The sequence below is a fragment of the Agarivorans sp. B2Z047 genome, assembly GCF_023373605.1.
GTDB classification, from domain to species: Bacteria; Pseudomonadota; Gammaproteobacteria; order Enterobacterales; family Celerinatantimonadaceae; genus Agarivorans; species Agarivorans albus.
In genome coordinates this window covers 923329-942527 of sequence record NZ_CP088080.1, presented here as the reverse complement: position 1 = coordinate 942527, position 19199 = coordinate 923329, and the positions used below count along the sequence as shown (strand labels likewise).

Here is a 19199-nt window from a genome sequence, read left to right as displayed (position 1 = left end):
CTCATCCTTAATTAATGATAGTAAAAACGCTGATCTCTTAATAAGTACGTCAATACAGCCATCCAAGCACGGGTATAGTGCTCTCTGTCAACCTTTAAGTAAGGCTTTTCAACATCGTCGCGATCTTCATAATCTAACATGCCCTGAAACTGCCCTGGTCTACATTCACTATCTACATTATTGTCCGAGCTAAGGTTTTCTAGTGCATACAAATAAACATCATAGGCCCTTTGCACCTCATTAGAGTATGCATGAGCAGGAACACCATAAAGGCCATAATACATATCACTAATAACTTGTTTCACTAAGCTCTCCACCTCCGTACGCGCAGCTTGTGGTTGCATATTTCTAGGCGTTAACAAGCTAGACTCACTTATAGGATACAAACCTAAATAATCAATATGGGGAGCTCGCGTGTCTTCATCGTTAACTAGCGAAACAGTGTTATCACCTTCATTGAGGCTCACTTTCACCAATGCAGTTTGTCGCCATGCGTTCCAACTATCAGTAATAGGAAAGTCTAAGCTTGGGGCAACCACTTCACCATTCACTAGTAGCACCATTTTTCTTTCATTGTTCTGATTGGAGTAATTAATGAATAGGTGAAATTCCTGTTCAGCTCCTACTGACACGTTCCAATCAACGCGAGACGCTTCTCCCGACGTGTTAGACTGCACAATGTAACCTTCACCATATTCATTTTCACGCCCACTGGCTAACGACGCTTCCCCAGAAAGCTCAGCAAGAGAGGCATCAAAGCGTAAAGCCGTAGTCAGAACTAAGTTAGGCTCAATCATCTCAAACATGAACCTTCGTTCGGGCGCTCTAAAGAAGTCTAAAGGAACGGCTTGACACGCCATATCATGAGCGAACTGATTTTGCACAGTAGCACCGATCCCATTAAGGTTATGGAGTGGAGTTAGAACTTCATAATGGTCAACACCGCCATAAAGAGTGGCAAATTTTTGATCTGACCATTTCAACCACTGATAATCTTCTCTACGAGACCATGGTTTGCCAAGCACCACTTCTGCTTTACGGTTCAAATCATCAGGTGACAACAATCGACTACTTCCCCCTACCTTATCAGTACCTAAGGTATACTCGCTAAATATCAGTTCTTTAGCTAATTCTCTGATATCAAAGCCCGAATTCACAAATGACTTACTAAGAGTTTCAATATCCATTTGTTGTCTGTAGTAATGCTGTACTTGTGTTTCCTCTTCATTTTTTGATAAAGGTGGATGTAAAGGGTGACCGGTAATCCCTTCAAATAGCACTTTCACAACAGAACGTGCAAATCTAGGATCTTCAACAACTCGTTCCACCAACCAACGAAGGGGTTGCTCGGTATAGTAGGGTGCTTCCTCTCCGTTAAACCCGACCGGTAAGATCCCAGAGCTATCCCAAAGATCTGGAGTCACAACCTGCGAATATACAGGGCCCCGACTATCACTAGGATCTTTCGTCCAATGTTTAAAAGCGGACGCAACGGGATCCATGACGATATGGCAGCCTGTACAAGCAGGGTTTTCTAATGTCGGGTTCTCTCCCGCTAAATCCTCATCTGTTGGGCGGTCACCTCCAAAGCCCATAATATCGGTATCAACAAATAGTTTATAAAATTCTGTTGAACGCTGCCGATTAACGTTAGTACTGGTCGTAGGGAAATACCCCATGAAGCTCACTGTCGAAAGTACCCCAGTATGCTCAATACCAAATCTAAACACCTTATAATCTTCAGGATCCCATGGGTATTCGTCATATTCAGGGTAATCTAAACGATTAAACTCCATACTGCCGGCAACAGCATATTGCTCAGCTGAAAAATAGTTTATGACGGTATAGTCCGCGGTAAGTATTTCAGTAAAAGGCAAATTGTTATCAACAACATGCTTTATCAGCCGACCAGCTTCTTGAGCTATAGCCTCTTTGGTTTGATCACGTAAATAATTTTGAAGTGGCCCACTAGGTTCCGCTAAAGCATACCAATCTCTATCACCCCGATCTGAAAAGCCGTGAGTACTAGAGAAGTTACGAGACATGACATGAGGGCTAGGTAAACCAACGAAATGTAAAGCGTCATCATATATCGTCATAATTCTAGTCGAGAAATACTCACTATTAACAAGATCGTCAACCAAGCTATTTAGTACCTTAGCCCCCTCTTCATCAATTAACGCCTTCTCCTCTTCAGTTGGAAGTCGATTAGCTATATTTAGCGCAACCTTGTAAAAGAAACGACCCGCCCGGTCATCAGGGACTTCAACGTTCAACGCCGAATCACTCGCAGGAGGCGGCTCTGTTGGAGGAAGATCGGGATCCAAAAATGTATCCCTCATCCATTCCGTCATCACATTAGAACATTCGATGTCACAACCATTGATATTTGCGGGTGGCATTGTGCGAGCAATATATTCCTCAATATCGTCGCGACTTAATGCTGACAGAATAGGAACCTGGCCATTACCATCATCGCCATGACAACTACTACAGTTATGCATATCCCATAAGCCTTCACCCCCGATTTCTCCAGGAGGAAGGTCAGGTGGTGGCTCAATGGCTTTTTCCGGCATTTTTCCTACTGCAGGAGTTGTATACAAAGCCAGTATTTCTGAATGACTAAGCGCGCGGGTATAAACCCTAACTTCGTCTAAGTCAGCTTCAGTTCTAAAGAATTGAAAACTCGTCAATGGCTCTGGCGTAGCACGATGCGTACCACTTTCTATAGCGACCCCATTTCTATAAAGAGTTGCCTCCCCATCAGCCTCTCGTCTATACACAAAGTGCTGCCATTCATTCAAAATAAACGTTCCCACTTCAGTCTCGAACCGACTACCAGAACCAGTGACTCCTATGATCATTTGAGACTCATTACGACCTTGCGCAAAAAATGAGCCCCAATCATCCTCACCAAGTTTGTACTGGTTATGTAAATGACTTGAATGAGGGTAAATCCAATAGGAAACAGTAAAACCTTTATCTAACTCCACCGCCTCACCGAAATCAGAAACTAACTGACTATCCACACCACCAAAACTGTCTGAAGGCCCACCCTCTTGTCTGAATATCATTTCAGAGACATTACCATCCCGATCATTGTGGGAGTCATCTGTCAGTATAAGATAGTCTGGGGTATCAAATGACCAATGTAATATTAATCCTTCTGTTGACACGTCCTTAGCTGGCAGCGTTGTCACCTCTACCGTCACTATATCTGAATACGCAACTTCATTATCATCATTAAAAGAGGCTATTCTTAAATCAATCTCCCCGCCATACTCAGCACTGAAGGTCAGTGAGAATTGCTCTAAATCAACATCTTCTACTTTTAACCATTTTAAATCATTATAACGGAGCTGAACTTGCTGATTAGTTACACCTTCCATGCCCTCTTTATAAAGCCAAGCAAGATCAATAACGGTTACGTCCACTGTCGCTTCAGTGATACTCGCAACAGGCACATCACCCTCTTTAGGGTCGTCAAGAGGAGGTGGGTCAAATTCTAACCAGCGATTTGTCCATAGTTCTATGCCCACCTGGTCAGAACATACATCATCACAATGCAACGGCATACCCTCAATGTAGCCTTTAAGTGCCTCAAACCCGTTATCAAACCACTTATTCGCTACGTCTTCAGTCCCTAACCCCTCGCTGTTTTGGCCATGGCAACTAGAACACGGTCCGTTGAGCATCGTATCCCCAACATTATCATGCACATCAAAAGCCCACGTCACAGTATGTGAAGGCTCTTGACTTGTTAAGCTCAAATCTTCAGTCAAAGGCTCGGGAATGCCCCCGTACTGATAACCAAATGTAAGTTTATAGTCACCGAAAGGGGCCTCGACAGTTTTCACTTCGCCCCAATTTAAAAGTACTTCTTCTTGATAAGAAGTATATGTTGAATTATTAAATCGGCTTTCTGTTTGTAGCGTAACTTTTACCTGCTCACTATCAATCTGCTCAGGTTTGCTTGGCGCCTGAAAAACAAACGCCCCACTACCTTCATCCTGTTGATAGTCCCAGGTGAGTGATGCACTTCCGTGGCTACCTCCAACAGATACCGATTGAGTAGCAGGCTGTGGCTGCCAATTAGCTAAACGGTTTAGTTTTAAAGTATAACTTCCATCTTCTAAACCATAGAAAACCAGATCGGGACTTTCCCATGACAAATAAATAGGCCAAATGATGCCATTGCTATCAATTAGCTCTCCAGACATCATCGTCTCCCGTAGGCTATCATCAGGAATAGATGGAGCGAGCAGCGTTAAGCTTGTACTGCCGATGTCATTGTCATCATAACTAAGTTGGTATATGACATCAGCTTTATCATCACTGACCAGCACGGAACCGTCGGATAGCGTTAACAACTCCATAGGGCGACCAATACATGCATCTGTTAAACAGGTATAATCTTCAACTTCATCGATGTTTTGCATCCAACCAGTGGCTAACGGTCTTTCATGTAATACCTGATTAAATTCATTTACAGTTATCATCCTTACTTCTAAAGCAGGACGAATATCTCGATGCCCATTACCGTGAGTTGCATATAGTAGTTGGCTATTACTTTCGATACTGGTTGGGAAAATGGGGGAAAAATGGATACCAAGAGGCGCACTATTTGACTCAACTTCAAACGCCGGAGCTCGATAATCTTGGGGGTTAATGTCTTCAAGCGGAATATCCGTTAATACGCTGCCCGGAGGAATTGGGCTAAGAGGCCCATCTTCTACTTCACTTTCTAAAATACCGATAGTGTCCCGACCAAATACATATGGTGCTCCAAAGTGCTCACCCTCTGCATCAACCCAATTGATTTCATCAGGATTGATCATCCCCTGACGATTATTGTCTGTAAACCATATTTTCCCTGTAACAGGATGCCAATCAAACCCAACGGAATTACGAATCCCACGCGCTAATATTGTTTCCTCTTGAGTATCTAGGTCTATTTTAAGTAACGTACCGTAACGTTCATCAGGTGTGACACATACGTTGCAAGGGATCCCTATAGCGGTGTATAAAGCGTCATCATCTTTATCAAAAGAATTGAACTTAATAGGGTGCTTTTGATGCCAAGATCTAAAATCATCCTCTAAGGGGAAAGTAGAGCCATCTGCAGGGTATGTGTATATTTTTACAGGTTCAGGTAAGTGTTTATAATTCTCATCGATATTATCTATTTTATAAATACCACCAACCGTAGAGTAATACAGAACACCATCTCGATAAGCAACGCCATGAGGCTCTTCCATACCTGAAGCTACGATATATTTAGCCTCGTGAGCATCAAGAGGAATAGCGTATATCATGCCCGCAGAGGGGTCGCTATCTATAGGTATAGCTGACGAACCAACATAAATAACGCCGTCTCCTTCAACCATCTGACGGGGCTGAAAAATACCATCATTAAATATCTCTAGGCTCATTCCGGCAAGTGTTGATATCTGCTCTAATGGTAAGGCATCCCTAAACTCTACGCTAACAGCAACACTATTAGAGTCTTCTAGGTTTAATAATTGAGGCATAAACCTTGGCATAAACTCATGCGGACTATTGACGGTCAATTGATAGAGTCCGCTTTCTAGCCCTGTCACTTCAACAGTTTCGCCCCAACGACCAGTGAAAGGGTGATACCTCCCATTAGCGTATAGTTGACCAGTGATAACCGCGTTTGCGCTTGATTCTGGAGCAGATGGGAAGGTGATACTTACAGTGCCCTCGCCATTGTTTGGTGGAGCACCTCCGGGGTTATCAAACAGCCACTTAATTTCAGAAGCATCGAGTTGGCGCTCGTAAACACGAAGCTCATCTACCAAACCATTTATATTACTAGTGAGCTTCGCATTGCCCACAAAAAAATCTGTCCAACTATTAGGCACTTCGACTGTTTGGTCGATAACAAATTCGCCATTAAAATAAACAGAAACACCTTCATCGTAGTAGGTGACAGCGATGTGTGACCAAGCATCAAGCGTAAGCCTTGCCTCATTGGGAATTTTTCCAGGAAGAATCTTTGTTGCTGAAGACGTTCCGGTATAATAGCTCCCCCCTTTATTCAAATGAAAAGCAAACTGTCCCCAACCAGCGCCGATATTGTTATTGTAATTTTCAAATGTTTTAGGCTTTAACCAAAAAGAAACCGTAAAAGCTTCTGTTTCCCACCCAGAAAAATTCGATTTTAAATATGCAGATGAATCCTTTATCGATATAGCATTACCGGATACACCTTCTTCAAAAGACAGTGATTCTCCAATAACATCGGCATGCCTACCATAAGGGGAAAGATCTTCAACTCGCCCCCCAGATATTCCCTCCATTGGAAGGTATAACGCTAGATCATTCTCTAACGCAATCGAGGCCGTTTCACTGCTATCCCCACAAGAGAATACCCCCAAAACAACAAAACCCGATAATAATACGCGCAATCCCTTATGCATATAGCACTCCTAGCCACCAATTTATTACCTATCCATAAAGTTATAGAACCAATAATAAAAAGAGCAGCATTTGGAAATTGATATAGATCAAGGAATATTTAATTAGGCTACCTCAGAGATATTAATAAAAACGAGTATTTCTGAATAATTTCAATCAACTCAAACAATTAGCCCTTTAATTGATAAATGATTCATTATAATAATAACAACATCATTTATAATTAATTTGATCAGTAAAAATACAGCAATAGCTTTAAAAAACCTTACTCAAGAATTAACTAAATACCTGATTAAAAAACTGTAGTGGCACACTGAATTTCCCTATCTAATATCATCACCGTTATTAGGTAGGGAAATTTATGACAAAACGAACAAGACCAACATATTCACCTGAGTTCCGATTGGAAGTGGCTCAGCAAATCGTCGATGAAGAGCGTAACGGTAAACTCTCATCCGCAACCCTCTTACACCAGACCAAGTTAAAATCCGCGAACTTGAGCGCAAGCTAAAGCGACTCGAAGAGGATAACCTTATTCTAAAAAATGTATGGTCTGCTCCGTTTTTGCAAGTAAAAGCTCGCTGTCAGAATACGTTTGCGTCAATGTACCCGGCCTGTTTGTGAACCATCTAGTGTTCTGACCTTAATAGGATTGTAGCAAGAGAACGTTATTTGTTGGCTCAAAAACACCCTAATCACCGCTGCACTGAAGAACTTTTATCCTTATTCGGAAATGCTTCAACTACGCGGCGAATAGCTCTTGCAGGTGAACAATTTCGACTCAAGCAACAACTAAATAAAAAAGGTGGAAGACCACTTTCTAGCTACGCCATGGAATACTGCTTACTCCTACCACAAGGACATCGACCGACCTTAGGCCAATGGAAAAACGTAGTGGCAGATTGCTGTAAAGCGTTTGCTGAAATGCTGCAGCTTAACTCCAGTGAGATGAAGTCATTTCAATCTCAAATACGTACCGTTCGACATCAGCAAGAGCAAACAAACTCTAGGGGGGAGATTATGTACAACTAGTTGTAGGCAAAGTGGTTGATGGAAGAATGCTAAAAGCACGACAGCAAAAGCAAGGAACAAAGATACTAAAAAGCGCCTTCAACACCTCAGTATTAGCTCATATAGGCATAGACCATCGAGACAACAAACCACATGAGCTAAGCAGGGGGGAGCGGCTAGAAAAATGGCAGTATGAGCAGAGAAATGCCGCCGCTGGCTTAGAAATTCAAAAACGAATTGCGAAGCTGCAAAATCAAGTTGACAAGTAGTTTGAGGCTAACCAACTCAGAGATACCAAGCAGCATCAGAGACAACTAAATAGGCTCCAAAAATGTTTGAAGAACTCAGTGATGGAAGCCTTTCAGACTCGCAAGCTAACTCTATTGCAGAGTTAAAGCATCAGCTTAAAATGTAACGTGAACATGAGCCACAGACATGTTCGTGGGTTATCAAGATAAAGTGACTTCGGTAAACTTTAAACCGGACAAACTAAAACGCTGCACTAAATCATATAGCCCACCTGGCTCATCGGTACAAAAGCTCACTAAACCTGCATCTTTAACCCTAAATAAAGCTCCGGAACTAATTTGCAGTTTATTTAAAACTAACTTTTTGAACCTACGAACTCTGCTAGGGCGGCCGTTACGCATATTAAATTCCGTGAGTTCTCGATCAATAGCATCTTGTTGACCAAGAATATTCAATGCAAACCAAGGCTCTCCCTGAAGGTCTAAAGCTAAAAACTCACACGCTCCACCAAAGTTTTGAACAAACAGCTCATAAGAGTCGGCTGGTATTGCAAAACAAGTTGCTCCCCACCCTGCAATATCTGGTTGTTCTAACTTTTCATCTGGAGAGTCTAACCAGTCCACTTCAACAGGCAACCAATGATCTAATTTTTTGCTACCATTAAAGATATAAAGATCTTTTTCAGTAGACCGTAATGTTTGCTCAAATTCGGTTTTCTGTAGCAACGCAAATCGACCAGCGTCAACACTAACAGCGAAAACACGATTAAAATTACTCACTAAGTTGCACTCCAATTAAACAGATCGAGATATTACGTCTCTGAGTGGGAAGTTACCGCTTTCGAGTTCTTCACTAATTTCCCGAAGAGTATCAATAATTTCGCTTCTTCCCAAACCTTCTGCGATTGTTTCTTCTAATAGGTATTCTACATTCAAGAAGTATTGGCCAGTGTGTGTTTTTGAATGGGGTTTCGAAAAAGGCATCTGTGACATTGGGGTATGCTTCGCAAAACGTGGTAAATAGACACCATTTGCTTCATGGCTTATATCAATACCAAATGCAGCTAATCGAAGGCGAGAGCGAGCTGCTCTAGGTGCATCCCATGCAACGATATGATGAGTTGCAGTATTGGATGGTTTTGCACCTCAGTTTGCTAGTTGCATGTTCTGATGAAGGTGACGACTATGAGAACTATTATGCTCCCAACGAACATGTTTAGCCAAAATCAGCTCATCTTTACTAATTAAGCCGCGCTTGTAGCTTGGGGAGAGGTGTTGATATTGAGCCTATTTTAGAAAGTATGTACCTAAATCGTCCCTTTAGAATACAAGCTAACTGTAAGTGTCTGATTAAATAAGAAACCTTTTAAATGTAGGTCCAATCGAGCATAGGGGCGATAGAGAAGCGGTGTGGTTGATACATAATATTAAATCTCTTTTTTCAACCACTTGATGATTGAACTCTTAAAGTTACAACTGAAAATTTAGTTTATTTAAACTAAGTGTGCCCTGAAAGGATCTATCCCTAATATGCGGGGCGAGACTATACAGTTCGTACAGAAAAACTTCAAATCTATCTACGTGAAATCTATAAATATAAGAAGGAAATTATGCGTAGTCGCATAAAATAGCCAACAAAGAGCATTTCTATTGTTGACTATTCATTATGTGTGCCTATTAGTTAATCAATCCAAATGCTCTTGGCAACGCTAAACTAATTTCAGGTATGAAGGTAATAAACAACAATGTAATTATTAGCACCGCACAGAAGGGTAATATCGACTTAATCACGCTTTCTATCTTAGCCCCACTAACACTGCAACCAACAAACAGCGCAGTCCCCACCGGAGGTGTTGCAATACCAATACACAGATTAAAAATAATCATCATTGCGAAATGGATTGGGTGCATGCCAAGCTGGGTAGCTATAGGCATAAATATAGGCGTGAAAATTAAGACTGCTGGCGTCAAATCCATGAACATCCCTACAATAAGTAAGATAATGTTCATTAAAATAAAGATAATGATTGGGTTATCGGATATAGAAAGCATCCATTCACTGATCATACTTGGTAAGCCTGTGAAAGCCATCGCCCAAGACATAATCGTAGAAGCGCCAATCAAAAATAGCATAATACCGGTAATCTCTGCAGTTTCCACACATATCACCCTCAGCTCTTTCACACCAAGAGTTCGATAACATAAGGATAAGCCAAAAGAGTAAAGCACGGCGATGCAAGCCCCTTCAGTAGCAGTAAATATACCTCCGATTATACCTCCGATAACTACAACCACTAAGCCTAAGCTAGGTATAGCCCGCCAAGTTATGGTGAGTTTTTCACGAATACTTAGTTCAACTGCCGTACTTTTATACCCCTTCTTCTTCGCAATAAGATAAGCAACAACCATGCAACTTAGTCCCATTAATATTCCCGGAACATAGCCAGCAATAAACAGGGCTGCAATTGAAGTACCACCACTTACGACAGAGAATACAATGAGTGAGTTACTTGGTGGAATAAGTAATCCAGCTGGGCAAGAAGCGATATTTACAGCCGTTGAGTAAGATTTATCGTATCCTTCTTTTTCAAGTTCAGGCTCAAGGGTTTTACCTACAGCAGCCGCTGCCGCTACAGCAGATCCCGAAACTGAACCAAACAGCATGTTGGCCAGTACATTTACATGAGACAGAGCGCCAGGTAAACGACCCACCAGTATTTTAGCGAACTGAACTAATCGTGTAGCGATACCACCACGATTCATAATATTCCCTGCCAAGATAAAAAAGGGAATAGCCAGTAAACTGAAGCTATCTATACCTGTGACAATCTTCTGACCTGCGGTCATAAAAGCTACGTCTGCAGGCAATATTGTACACATTATCACCAGCGAAGACATTGCAATAGCAATAGCAATGGGGACGCTGAAACTAATTAAAAATAGGAATAAGCACAATAACCAAAACCCGATTGAAATATCCATACTACTCACTCTCCCTCGGTGATGTTGCTGGAGCAAAGACTTCGATGGTATTCAATATCAGATAAGTGAGCATGACGATCCCTGACAAAGGTAAGATTAAATACACATACGCCATAGGAATTTGTAAAGCCGGGGAGAATTGCATCATAGTTCTCCCCATTAATAACACTCCTCCTTTCACCATGGCTAAACTAATAAACGCTACTGAAATAATGTTTATTAGGACATGAAAATACTTGCGGTACTTTGACTTCACCGAACCAATAAATAGAGTAATAGCAAGGTGCCCATTTTTTCCGAATAAGTAACTAGCTCCAGCGAGGCCAAACCAGATCATCGTGTACCTGGCTAACTCATCAGTAAACGAGCTTGGGTCGTTGAGCACATAGCGACTAAATACTTGCCAAGTAACAGTTATAACAAGAGTGACAATAGCCACCCCACAAAAAGTGAGAATAGTTTTGTCTAGAATTGTTTTAAACTGACGTAAAATTGAGTACATCATTCCTCCACCTCAAGAGCAGATAAAGAAGCCTTCCATATAGGAAGGCTAGTAATAAAAAGAGGTATAAATTACATAGATTCAATTGAGTCGATGTAGTACTTCAAATCAGGATCACTTTTAGCTTCGTCGATCATCGGAAGCACTTTTTCGCGGAACTTACTGGTATCAACCTCGATAAAGGTTACTCCTGACTCCTTAGCAATCTTCATATTTTTGCCGTCAGTTGCAGCCCAGATTTTAATTTCTTCTTCCATTGACTCTAAAGCAGCTTCTTTAACAATTTTTTGTTGCTCAGGCTTTAAGCTACCCCAAGTCGCTTCTGAAATCATGATAAGGTCTGGTGTCATCATGTGCTGATCCATCGCATAAAATTTGGCGACTTCAGAATGCTTCATTTCAACAAGGCTAGAAATGTTGTTTTCTGCTGCATCAATGACGCCTTGCTGTAAGGCCGTATACACTTCAGTAAACGGCACGGGTGTCGCTCGAGCACCGAGTAATCGCACCATTTCCATCATCGTTGGAGACTCAGGAACACGAATCTTCAAACCCACTAAATCTTCTGGGGTATTAATGGGCTTAGAACTGTAAAAACTGCGAGATCCAGAATCATATAAAGTTATGCCAATAAAGCCCTTACCTTTACTTGATACAAGTAATTTTTCAGCTGATTCACTACGCATAAAAGTATGCATATGATTAGAATCACGGAATAGATAAGGGATAGAAATGGCCTTGTAAGTAGGCTCAAAAGACTCAGCTAACGAGCCATTAATTTTTGCCATATCTAAAGCGCCTGTAACAACCTGTTCTGCTTGGTCTCGTTCTGAGCCCAACATGCCATTAGGGAAAATTTTGACATTCATGTCTCCGCCAGATTTCTCTTTTACTTTATCGGCAAAGATAACCATGCCAGCATGCGCAGCGCTGTCTAAATTCATTGCGTGGCCTAAGGTCAAAGTTTTTGCATTTGCGCCAAAAGCAGCTAAAACAGATGTTGCTACTAGAGTTACCAGAATCTTTTTCATTCACGAAGTCCTTATGTGTACATAATAGATTGTATTTTTCTTCACTAAAGCTAGCTCTTCACACCTTTATCTAGATGCGAAACCCTGGTCATCTTATAATACAAATAATGCTCATTTTTAGAGCGTTCTCCCACCATTCTTCATTCATTTTGTTTTATTGGCTTTCATTGCGCCTAGTCAATACTTTCACTATTAGCGCACATATCCTTAGCCCAAAAGCATTCCAAACATCACGTTTTAATCAACTAAACCAATCAAAATAAACTAAATAATTATTTTATTTCAAAGCTTAAATACCAATAAAGACATCAATTTGTAAAAACTAGTAAGCTCAGTGCCATTGATTTTTTGATTCATTATTTGCTTAGTGTCAAATCAACTGGACTTCCCAGACTTTGCTAGACACTTTTAACAGTTACAATGTAACTTCAACTAGAGGTGTTTATGAGCAAAGGTAAGCGTTATACCCAAGAGTTTAAATCCGAAGCTGTAAAGCAGGTCACCGAGCGCGGCTATTCAGTTCACGAAGTGGCCGAACGCTTAGGGATCTCAGCAAAGTCGCTTTACCATTGGCGAAGACAAATTGATGGTAAAAAAGAAGCCCTTCCAAGGTCCGATGAATCCGTTCGGATCGCTAGGTTAGAAGCTGAATTCAAACGGGTTACGGAGGAACGATACATACTAAAAAATGTATGATCTGCTCCGTTTTTGCAAGTAAAAGCTCGCTGTCATAATACGTTTGCGTCAATGTATCCGGCCTGTTTCGAACCATCTAGTGTTCTGGCCTTGATGAGATCCACACGTTGTTGTCCTAATAAAGCGCTCAGTCATAAAAGACTGCTTTTTTAGCCAGGCTTCAACATCGTGGGTTTAACGCTTCTGTCATCAGCTTGTTTCTCGCAAAATCTATGGAAAATATAATTCGTTATATGCTATTTCACAGCCGAAGCTAGATAAGGTTGATACTCCTGACCCGAGATCAATGCCTTCCAACAAATCCTCATTATCTTGTTAGCCAAGGCAATTAAAACAACATGATGATGATGTGTCGCCTCTAACTTGGCTATCAACTGCCCGAGTGCGGATTTGTCTCGCTTCATATATACCTTTAATGCTTTAGCCCCTTGTATCACCTGACGGCGTAGATAAACATGACCTCTTTTACTTATACCGCCAAGATTGCTTCTCCCACCAATGGAGTATTGTCTGGGAACCAAGCCTAACCAAGCAGACATATCTCGGCCTCGCTTAAATTGAGTGCCTGAACCAACCGCTGCAATTAACCCAGTTGCGACAATTGGGCCAATATCTGGAACGCTGGATATTAGTTGGCACTTCTCTGAGGCAATTGAGGCCTGTTGTAATTGCTCGATCATTTCATCAATTTGAACATCAAGATATTGTCAACACTCTCGCAAGCGAAACACTAAAGCACGAATAAAGTCGGGAAGTCCATTTTCCACATCCTCTAAGATGCTGGGCAAGTTGTTCGTGCGTCTTTAGGGAAACACAGTGCATAGTCCCACGGCTGCCTGCTTCAGCGATTGCGGCAGCATCATTGAAGTCATTCTTGTTTGATTTTAAGTACGGCTTAACAAACTGAGCGGGAATAATTTTTACTGAGAACCCTGCACCATTAAACAATCTTCCCCAGTATTGAGAACTCGAACAAGCTTCAACCGCTACAATTGTTGGTGGAGTGTTAATCACAAAGGTTTTAAGCTTCTTTCGCCAAAGAATATGCCCTTGACGATCCATTGCTACGATGTGAAACCAGTTTTTCCCTAGGTCGATACCGTAGATATGCACATTTGAACTAGACATGGGCGGTCTCCTTGTTTTTGCGATCGCCCTTGCTGAGTATAGATATCAGAGAGAGGAGCAGGCCATCCCATTAGGCCGCAAGGTACTTTGCAAGCTACCCAGAGTAAAGTGCGCCTTTGTTCGTGATCATCAACATGAACATTCAATCTTAGCGATGTGTCGGGTACTCAAGATAAACCGCAGCGGGTTCTACGCGTGGCGTAAACAACCACTAAGTGCCAGGGCAATTGAAGACAATCGTTTATTGGTCCAGATCAAAACATTCTATGTCGCTAGCGGTGGCAACTATGGAAGCCCCTGGATCCTTTGCGCTCTAAGAGAGTCGGGTGAACGCTGTAGCGTGCATCGTGTTGCCAAAATTATGCGACTTCACAGCCTTAAAGCGCAGGTCGGCTATACGCGGCGTTATATCAAAGGCAGCAAGCCCTCTCGAATCGCGGATAACCTGTTAGAGCGGGATTTTACACCAGACGCCCCCAATGTCTCATAGGTAAGGGATATAACCTACGTTCGTACAGCACAAGGGTTTCCTTATTTGGCGGTCATCATTGATTTATTCTCACGCCGGGTGGTGGGTTAGTCGATGAATAAGAATATGGACAAGCACTTAGTCATCAGAGCCCTATTGATGGCAGTGTATGCACGATGGCCTTAGCAAACCGTTTTAGTCCACAGTGACCAAGGAAGCCAATACGGAAGTAGTGATTACCTAGCCTTTATGAAGTAGCATAATCTAAAGCCATCGAGGTAACTGCCACGATAATACTGTAGCTGAAAGCTTTTTTGCCACGTTTAAAAAGCGAGTGGCACGCAAGAAGATATATACAACAAGAGATGAGGCGAAGTCCGAGGTATTTAATGTTTTACAATCCAATAAAGCGCCACTCACATACAGGTAGGGTATCTCCAGCTAAGTTTGAGGAAGCGTATTTTTTTGAAACAGGAAACTGTCTAGTGAAAGTTGAGAAGTCCATTCCATCAATAGCGCCCACTTGGCCTTCGGTCAATGTATGGACTGACGACATCCAACGAATGAAGCATTCTTGAAACTGCTCAGGCTTAATGGTGGAGATGATCCGAGCAATGGTGTCATGAGCAGGAATATCATGTAAAAAACAATCCATTACGTTTAAACCAATCGTAATGGCCTAAAGAGTACTCCCAAATATCAAATCAGCCTTTGCGCCAGCTATCACCGCACACAATCGCACCATAATGACTTCATCGAGGCTGATATAATTATAAAAGCGTCAATATTGTTGCTATTTAGTGACTTCGTTAATCCAAGATAAATATGCGATATTTCCATGAGAAATAGGGATCGCTATAATTTCAGGTGTATCATAAGGATGCATGCGTAATATTATGGTTTCTAATGTATTGTAATTTTTTTCAGTCAACTTTACTTTTAACAGTTGCTCTGTAGTTGTTTCAACTTGCCCTTCCCACATATAAACTGACTTTGTTGGTGTAATTTGTACACACGCAGCTATACCTGATATAACGCATTCATTAGCAATGCTATCAGCAAGCTCTTTATTCGGAACCGTAGTAAAAACTAATAAGTAACTTATCTTTTTCATAGGTTTCTCTACCCAATAATAAACATAGTATCGCCATAATTTCCGAATAAGTAGTGCTTCTTTATTGCATGTTGATAGGCGGATAAAAGGTGGGCTCGATTAGCTAGACTGGCGACCATTAGTAACAATGTTGAATGAGGAAGATGTAAATGTGTAATTAATCCATCAATCATTTTCCATTGATAACCTGGATAGATTAATAAGCTAACCATTTGACTAAAATCCTGTTTTTTATCTATATCACCACTATTAGCCCAACTTTCAATCGCACGAGCAGGTGTTGTTCCTACCGCAATAACTCTTTTACCAGCAGCTTTGGCCAATTTAATTTCGGTTATTGTATTGGAAGAAATATAGACCTGCTCTTGATGAAAGATTTTTTGATCAATGCTATTTGACATTAGTTCGGAAGACTCACTTCCTACATGTAACGTAATATCGCAAAACTTAACTCCTTTTTCAGTGAGATGTTGTAGTAATTCTTTACTGAAATGTTTTCTTGCAGTTGGTTCGACTTGAGACGTGTTATTTAAATCCGCTTCGCTTTGTTGATGGCTCTTATTTGTTGCTGGAAAAGGCGAATTATTGAAGATAAGTAGGTCTCCTTGATTCAAAAATAAGGGGAGGCTACTAAAATTTGAATCGATTATTTCCCCTGATGTTGGGGTTAAAATGATTAATTTATCTTTGTCATTAAGTGTCCTATGCTCATCGGAGATTAACGCTTCCGGTAGTTGATAGGATATGGCATCAATAAGCATAAAATCCCCCTATTATTTTCTAATACAGTCTAAGTGTAGTTCAAAATCAATGAAGCGGTTTCATTGATTCGACTAATTAGTATTTGGTGTTCTCTGTCTTCAACTCAGACATACGAGTAAAATCAAAGGCTGGTTGGTCTAAGATCCAAAGCGAGATCGTGAACGTTTTTTTATACGTTTAGTCGGGCGATTTGACGATCGCTATTAACTGTGATCTTATGCTCCTTTTTAACGGAGTCCATCATGCGCATTAACCACTTTAAAGAGCATTACCAAACCATAGCCGATCAGCGTCAAGGTGCGAAGGTGACTTGCTGTTTGTTTGAAGTCATGTTTGGCTGATTTGATATTCGGGAGTACTCTTTAGGCCATTACGATTGGTTTAAACGTAATGGATTGTTTTTTACATGATATTCCTGCTCATGACACCATTGCTCGGATCATCTCTACCATTAAGCCTGAGCAGTTTCAAGAATGCTTCATTCGTTGGATGTCGTCAGTCCATACATTGACCGAAGGCCAAGTGGGCGCTATTGATCGAAGGACACTTCGTGGTTCCTACAATCGTGAAGATAGAATCAACATGATAAGTGCCTCGCATCATCCAATAAACTCGTCTTGAGGCAGTTAAAAACAGACCAGAAGAGCAATGAGATTACAGCAATACCTGAGCTGATTATTTACTAGCGGTGAAAAGTAATCAGTGAAAACTGCGTAAAGCGGTCGAAAAGGTGTTTACCAATGAACGTTCAAGCCTAGCTGATGGCATCACCTTCGAACAAGGTCATGGTCGTATTGAGTCGCACCAGTGTTATGTCTTAGGAAGCGATAGGCTCGAAGGTACCTTTTCAAACAGGAAGGATCTCAAAAGCATCGTAATGGTCGAAAACTTCCGACTTATTAAAGGGAGAAATTAGACTTAGAATCTCGTTATTACATCAGCTCGAAAGAACTGACCGCGGAGCAAGCTGCGAATACAGTTAGAGAGCACTGGAGTATTGAATCGATGCATTGGGTGCTTGATGTCAGCTTGAATGAAGATGCGTATCAGATATACAAGGCCCACGGCACGGTAAACCTGGCTTGCCTACGACATATGAGCTTAAATATGCATTGAGCAGAACCGACGAAACTCAGTATCGTTGGAAAACAGAAGCGGTGCATGATGAAGCCGTGTTGAGCGCTGGTTTTAACGAAGTGTCTAAAAATCAAACACTCATACGGTCGCCCTGCCTGAGGTGCCTCGGATAACACGACTTTCAGAGTTAAATGAAAAATGTTTACTTACAACTCTAGGGATATCAACTGTTGATCCCGTTGTGGCTTTTTTATATCGTAAACTGTTTCAGCGAAACGAGAGACTACTTGAGGAGAGAGATAGCCGCCATGATTTTACCTTCTAGTTGACTATGTTATTTAGGTCAACGAATGAAGAAACCAAATCATCACCGTAGTAAACTACGCTAAGGTGTTCAGGGAAATACGATTTGCTGCCTAACATCAGAATAAGCACTCATATCTACTTCATAGTGAACTTCTTTGTTTGTTAACTCACCATTTAGGTTAATTAACATTTGAGTAATTGTAGGGGAAAAAGGAAACCAATGGCTTGAGCTTCTCCATAATTGATGTTTTTTCATCTTTAGTGAAGTAAACAGCTAAATGGACTCTAGCGTTCTGACCAAATATATCCTTGAGGTAACGGGATTTAATTATAACTTCAGGGAAAGAAAGGCTCCGTTAGCATCTGTTGTACTATAATCCAGCTGCTCCTCACCTTTTTTGTAACCTTCGTAAGCAAATCGACGAGTAATGGTGACTCCTGATAAGAGAACACCATCTTCTGTTAAGCGCCCTTTTATTTCAGGTGACACTTCTACGCCTTGTTTAATAATTCCAATACCGAACACAGCTTGAACCTCCTTATGCTGAAAAATAACTAAAGCAAAAAAACTAGAGAGCCTAGCCAAACTGTCTCCTTAACAGAACCAAATAGTGAGCGTTTTATCCATATCAAATGAAGTACTTCCAATTTCGTTGATATTTCAAGATAAGTGGGTGAAGATGCAATTTCATGTTGTTTTTATTGCCAATAAAGCTTTAAGGGGGAAGCTGAATAACTTTTAGTGCCTGACTCGGGGGCAGAAGTGAGCTAGCTCGCTATTGGGTACAAACGAGTTACACGCGATCTTATAAGCTACTTATATCAGATTAGTAAATGTACTTTGAAACCTTAAACACTTATTATGTTGTGGCTTCCCAGACCATAATCGTCGTTTCAATTTCATGATGCTGTGCTTGATGTAGAACCTTAAAATCATGATTTAAGTAAAGTTCGATATTGAAACTCTCACATTGTAAATATAGTTTTTTGACACCAATACTTACTGCTTTTTCTTTCGCTGATTCCAAGAGATTGTGAGCGATCCCTTTACGTCTATGTATGTAGTGAGTAAACACTCCGCCAACCCAGTTTTCGTATTCTGGGTAGTTTCTATTCTCACGAATTTTAAGCTCAAGCACACCGACAAGCTCACCATCTAGGTGGGCGACTAACGATAAAGGAATTGCCTCTCGATTGACTGATTTCTCGATGACTTTTCCGAGCACCATTTCTTCAGTGACATTTGGAGCTATTCTAGCCCACTCATCGTAGTACCATTTAGCTATCTTTTGAGCTTCATGTGGATGATCCGCTAACAATGAAATATCCATATTTTCTCTTAATCACGGAACTCTTTATATACGGATTTCAGCCACTTTTCATACTCCTGTCATGCAACCTTTCCAATCACAGTTCAATTGATAATCAATAG

The 19199-nt window shown here is 41.2% G+C and carries 16 protein-coding genes and 2 pseudogenes; 5 read left to right on the top strand and 13 right to left on the bottom strand.

Features of this window, described 5'->3' with window-relative positions:
* Positions 1 to 11: 11 nt before the first annotated feature.
* The gene (locus LQZ07_RS04375; RefSeq protein WP_152786486.1) at positions 12 to 6443 is read right to left on the bottom strand and encodes a LamG-like jellyroll fold domain-containing protein; all 6432 of its coding nucleotides are present in this window, start codon (positions 6441 to 6443) and stop codon (positions 12 to 14) included.
* 670 nt (positions 6444 to 7113) lie between these two features.
* Between LQZ07_RS04375 and LQZ07_RS04365 the strand changes: the two genes are divergently transcribed.
* Together LQZ07_RS04365 and LQZ07_RS04360 are read left to right on the top strand one after the other, a co-directional pair.
* A complete protein-coding gene (locus LQZ07_RS04365; RefSeq protein WP_194164250.1) occupies positions 7114 to 7473 on the top strand; it encodes a hypothetical protein in 360 nt (119 codons plus the stop codon).
* 26 nt (positions 7474 to 7499) lie between these two features.
* Positions 7500 to 7721: a hypothetical protein gene (locus tag LQZ07_RS04360; RefSeq protein WP_194164249.1), complete on the top strand. Its 222-nt coding sequence runs from the start codon at positions 7500 to 7502 to the stop codon at positions 7719 to 7721.
* Between the two features lie 180 nt (positions 7722 to 7901).
* Here LQZ07_RS04360 and LQZ07_RS04355 read toward each other — a convergent pair whose 3' ends face one another.
* The 5 genes from LQZ07_RS04355 to LQZ07_RS04340 all read right to left on the bottom strand — a co-directional run bounded on the left by LQZ07_RS04355 (position 7902) and on the right by LQZ07_RS04340 (position 12215).
* The gene (locus tag LQZ07_RS04355; protein ID WP_152786247.1) at positions 7902 to 8480 is read right to left on the bottom strand and encodes a hypothetical protein; all 579 of its coding nucleotides are present in this window, start codon (positions 8478 to 8480) and stop codon (positions 7902 to 7904) included.
* 15 nt (positions 8481 to 8495) lie between these two features.
* Positions 8496 to 8813 (bottom strand): AHH domain-containing protein, encoded by a 318-nt coding sequence (locus tag LQZ07_RS24655; protein WP_368666405.1) that lies wholly within the window; start codon positions 8811 to 8813, stop codon positions 8496 to 8498.
* A 564-nt stretch (positions 8814 to 9377) separates the two neighbouring features.
* The gene (locus LQZ07_RS04350; protein WP_152786245.1) at positions 9378 to 10682 is read right to left on the bottom strand and encodes a TRAP transporter large permease; all 1305 of its coding nucleotides are present in this window, start codon (positions 10680 to 10682) and stop codon (positions 9378 to 9380) included.
* A gap of 1 nt (position 10683) precedes the next feature.
* A complete protein-coding gene (locus LQZ07_RS04345) occupies positions 10684 to 11187 on the bottom strand; it encodes a TRAP transporter small permease (protein WP_227981711.1) in 504 nt (167 codons plus the stop codon).
* Between the two features lie 68 nt (positions 11188 to 11255).
* The gene (locus LQZ07_RS04340) at positions 11256 to 12215 is read right to left on the bottom strand and encodes a TRAP transporter substrate-binding protein (RefSeq protein WP_152786243.1); all 960 of its coding nucleotides are present in this window, start codon (positions 12213 to 12215) and stop codon (positions 11256 to 11258) included.
* Positions 12216 to 12659: 444 nt separating this feature from the next.
* Between LQZ07_RS04340 and LQZ07_RS04335 the strand changes: the two genes are divergently transcribed.
* The gene (locus LQZ07_RS04335) at positions 12660 to 12911 is read left to right on the top strand and encodes a transposase (protein WP_152786241.1); all 252 of its coding nucleotides are present in this window, start codon (positions 12660 to 12662) and stop codon (positions 12909 to 12911) included.
* A gap of 236 nt (positions 12912 to 13147) precedes the next feature.
* On the opposite strand, the gene LQZ07_RS04330 is transcribed toward LQZ07_RS04335, so the two are convergent.
* On the bottom strand, positions 13148 to 13591 hold the full coding sequence (locus tag LQZ07_RS04330; RefSeq protein WP_227981709.1) for a transposase: 444 nt from the start codon (positions 13589 to 13591) through the stop codon (positions 13148 to 13150).
* Between the two features lie 16 nt (positions 13592 to 13607).
* Entirely contained in the window at positions 13608 to 14039 is a 432-nt protein-coding gene (locus LQZ07_RS04325; RefSeq protein ID WP_227981707.1) for a transposase, read from the bottom strand.
* On the opposite strand from LQZ07_RS04325, the gene LQZ07_RS24650 reads away from it, so the two are divergent.
* The gene (locus tag LQZ07_RS24650) at positions 14038 to 14529 is read left to right on the top strand and encodes an IS3 family transposase (protein ID WP_368666404.1); all 492 of its coding nucleotides are present in this window, start codon (positions 14038 to 14040) and stop codon (positions 14527 to 14529) included. The two genes, LQZ07_RS04325 and LQZ07_RS24650, sit on opposite strands and share 2 nt — an antisense overlap.
* A 424-nt stretch (positions 14530 to 14953) precedes the next feature.
* Here the strand turns inward: LQZ07_RS24650 and LQZ07_RS04320 are convergent.
* The 3 genes and pseudogenes from LQZ07_RS04320 to LQZ07_RS04310 form a co-directional block, all read right to left on the bottom strand.
* Positions 14954 to 15268 (bottom strand): annotated as a pseudogene (locus LQZ07_RS04320) (ISAs1 family transposase); the annotation flags it as partial.
* 33 nt (positions 15269 to 15301) lie between these two features.
* On the bottom strand, positions 15302 to 15622 hold the full coding sequence (gene cutA / locus LQZ07_RS04315; protein WP_152786239.1) for a divalent-cation tolerance protein CutA: 321 nt from the start codon (positions 15620 to 15622) through the stop codon (positions 15302 to 15304).
* An 8-nt stretch (positions 15623 to 15630) separates the two neighbouring features.
* Positions 15631 to 16383 (bottom strand): S-adenosylmethionine:tRNA ribosyltransferase-isomerase, encoded by a 753-nt coding sequence (locus tag LQZ07_RS04310; protein ID WP_152786237.1) that lies wholly within the window; start codon positions 16381 to 16383, stop codon positions 15631 to 15633.
* Positions 16384 to 16626: 243 nt separating this feature from the next.
* Here LQZ07_RS04310 and LQZ07_RS04305 point away from each other — a divergent pair.
* Positions 16627 to 17634 (top strand): annotated as a pseudogene (locus LQZ07_RS04305) (ISAs1 family transposase).
* Between the two features lie 461 nt (positions 17635 to 18095).
* On the opposite strand, the gene LQZ07_RS04300 reads toward LQZ07_RS04305, so the two are convergent.
* Positions 18096 to 18353, bottom strand: coding sequence for a hypothetical protein (locus tag LQZ07_RS04300; protein WP_152786235.1), 258 nt, complete (start codon positions 18351 to 18353; stop codon positions 18096 to 18098).
* A gap of 274 nt (positions 18354 to 18627) precedes the next feature.
* Positions 18628 to 19098, bottom strand: coding sequence for a GNAT family N-acetyltransferase (locus tag LQZ07_RS04295; protein ID WP_152786233.1), 471 nt, complete (start codon positions 19096 to 19098; stop codon positions 18628 to 18630).
* Between the last annotated feature and the right edge of the window lie 101 nt (positions 19099 to 19199).

Coding starts and splice junctions, on each gene's coding strand:
- LQZ07_RS04345 (WP_227981711.1), bottom strand. CDS start 11,187: ATGATGTACTCAATTTTACGTCAGTTTAAAACAATTCTAGACAAAACT.
- LQZ07_RS04295 (WP_152786233.1), bottom strand. CDS start 19,098: ATGGATATTTCATTGTTAGCGGATCATCCACATGAAGCTCAAAAGATA.
- LQZ07_RS24650 (WP_368666404.1), top strand. CDS start 14,038: ATGGGCGGTCTCCTTGTTTTTGCGATCGCCCTTGCTGAGTATAGATAT.
- LQZ07_RS04375 (WP_152786486.1), bottom strand. CDS start 6,443: ATGCATAAGGGATTGCGCGTATTATTATCGGGTTTTGTTGTTTTGGGG.
- LQZ07_RS04360 (WP_194164249.1), top strand. CDS start 7,500: ATGCTAAAAGCACGACAGCAAAAGCAAGGAACAAAGATACTAAAAAGC.
- LQZ07_RS04350 (WP_152786245.1), bottom strand. CDS start 10,682: ATGGATATTTCAATCGGGTTTTGGTTATTGTGCTTATTCCTATTTTTA.
- LQZ07_RS04310 (WP_152786237.1), bottom strand. CDS start 16,383: ATGCTTATTGATGCCATATCCTATCAACTACCGGAAGCGTTAATCTCC.
- LQZ07_RS04330 (WP_227981709.1), bottom strand. CDS start 13,591: ATGATCGAGCAATTACAACAGGCCTCAATTGCCTCAGAGAAGTGCCAA.
- cutA (WP_152786239.1), bottom strand. CDS start 15,622: ATGAAAAAGATAAGTTACTTATTAGTTTTTACTACGGTTCCGAATAAA.
- LQZ07_RS04325 (WP_227981707.1), bottom strand. CDS start 14,039: ATGTCTAGTTCAAATGTGCATATCTACGGTATCGACCTAGGGAAAAAC.
- LQZ07_RS04335 (WP_152786241.1), top strand. CDS start 12,660: ATGAGCAAAGGTAAGCGTTATACCCAAGAGTTTAAATCCGAAGCTGTA.
- LQZ07_RS04340 (WP_152786243.1), bottom strand. CDS start 12,215: ATGAAAAAGATTCTGGTAACTCTAGTAGCAACATCTGTTTTAGCTGCT.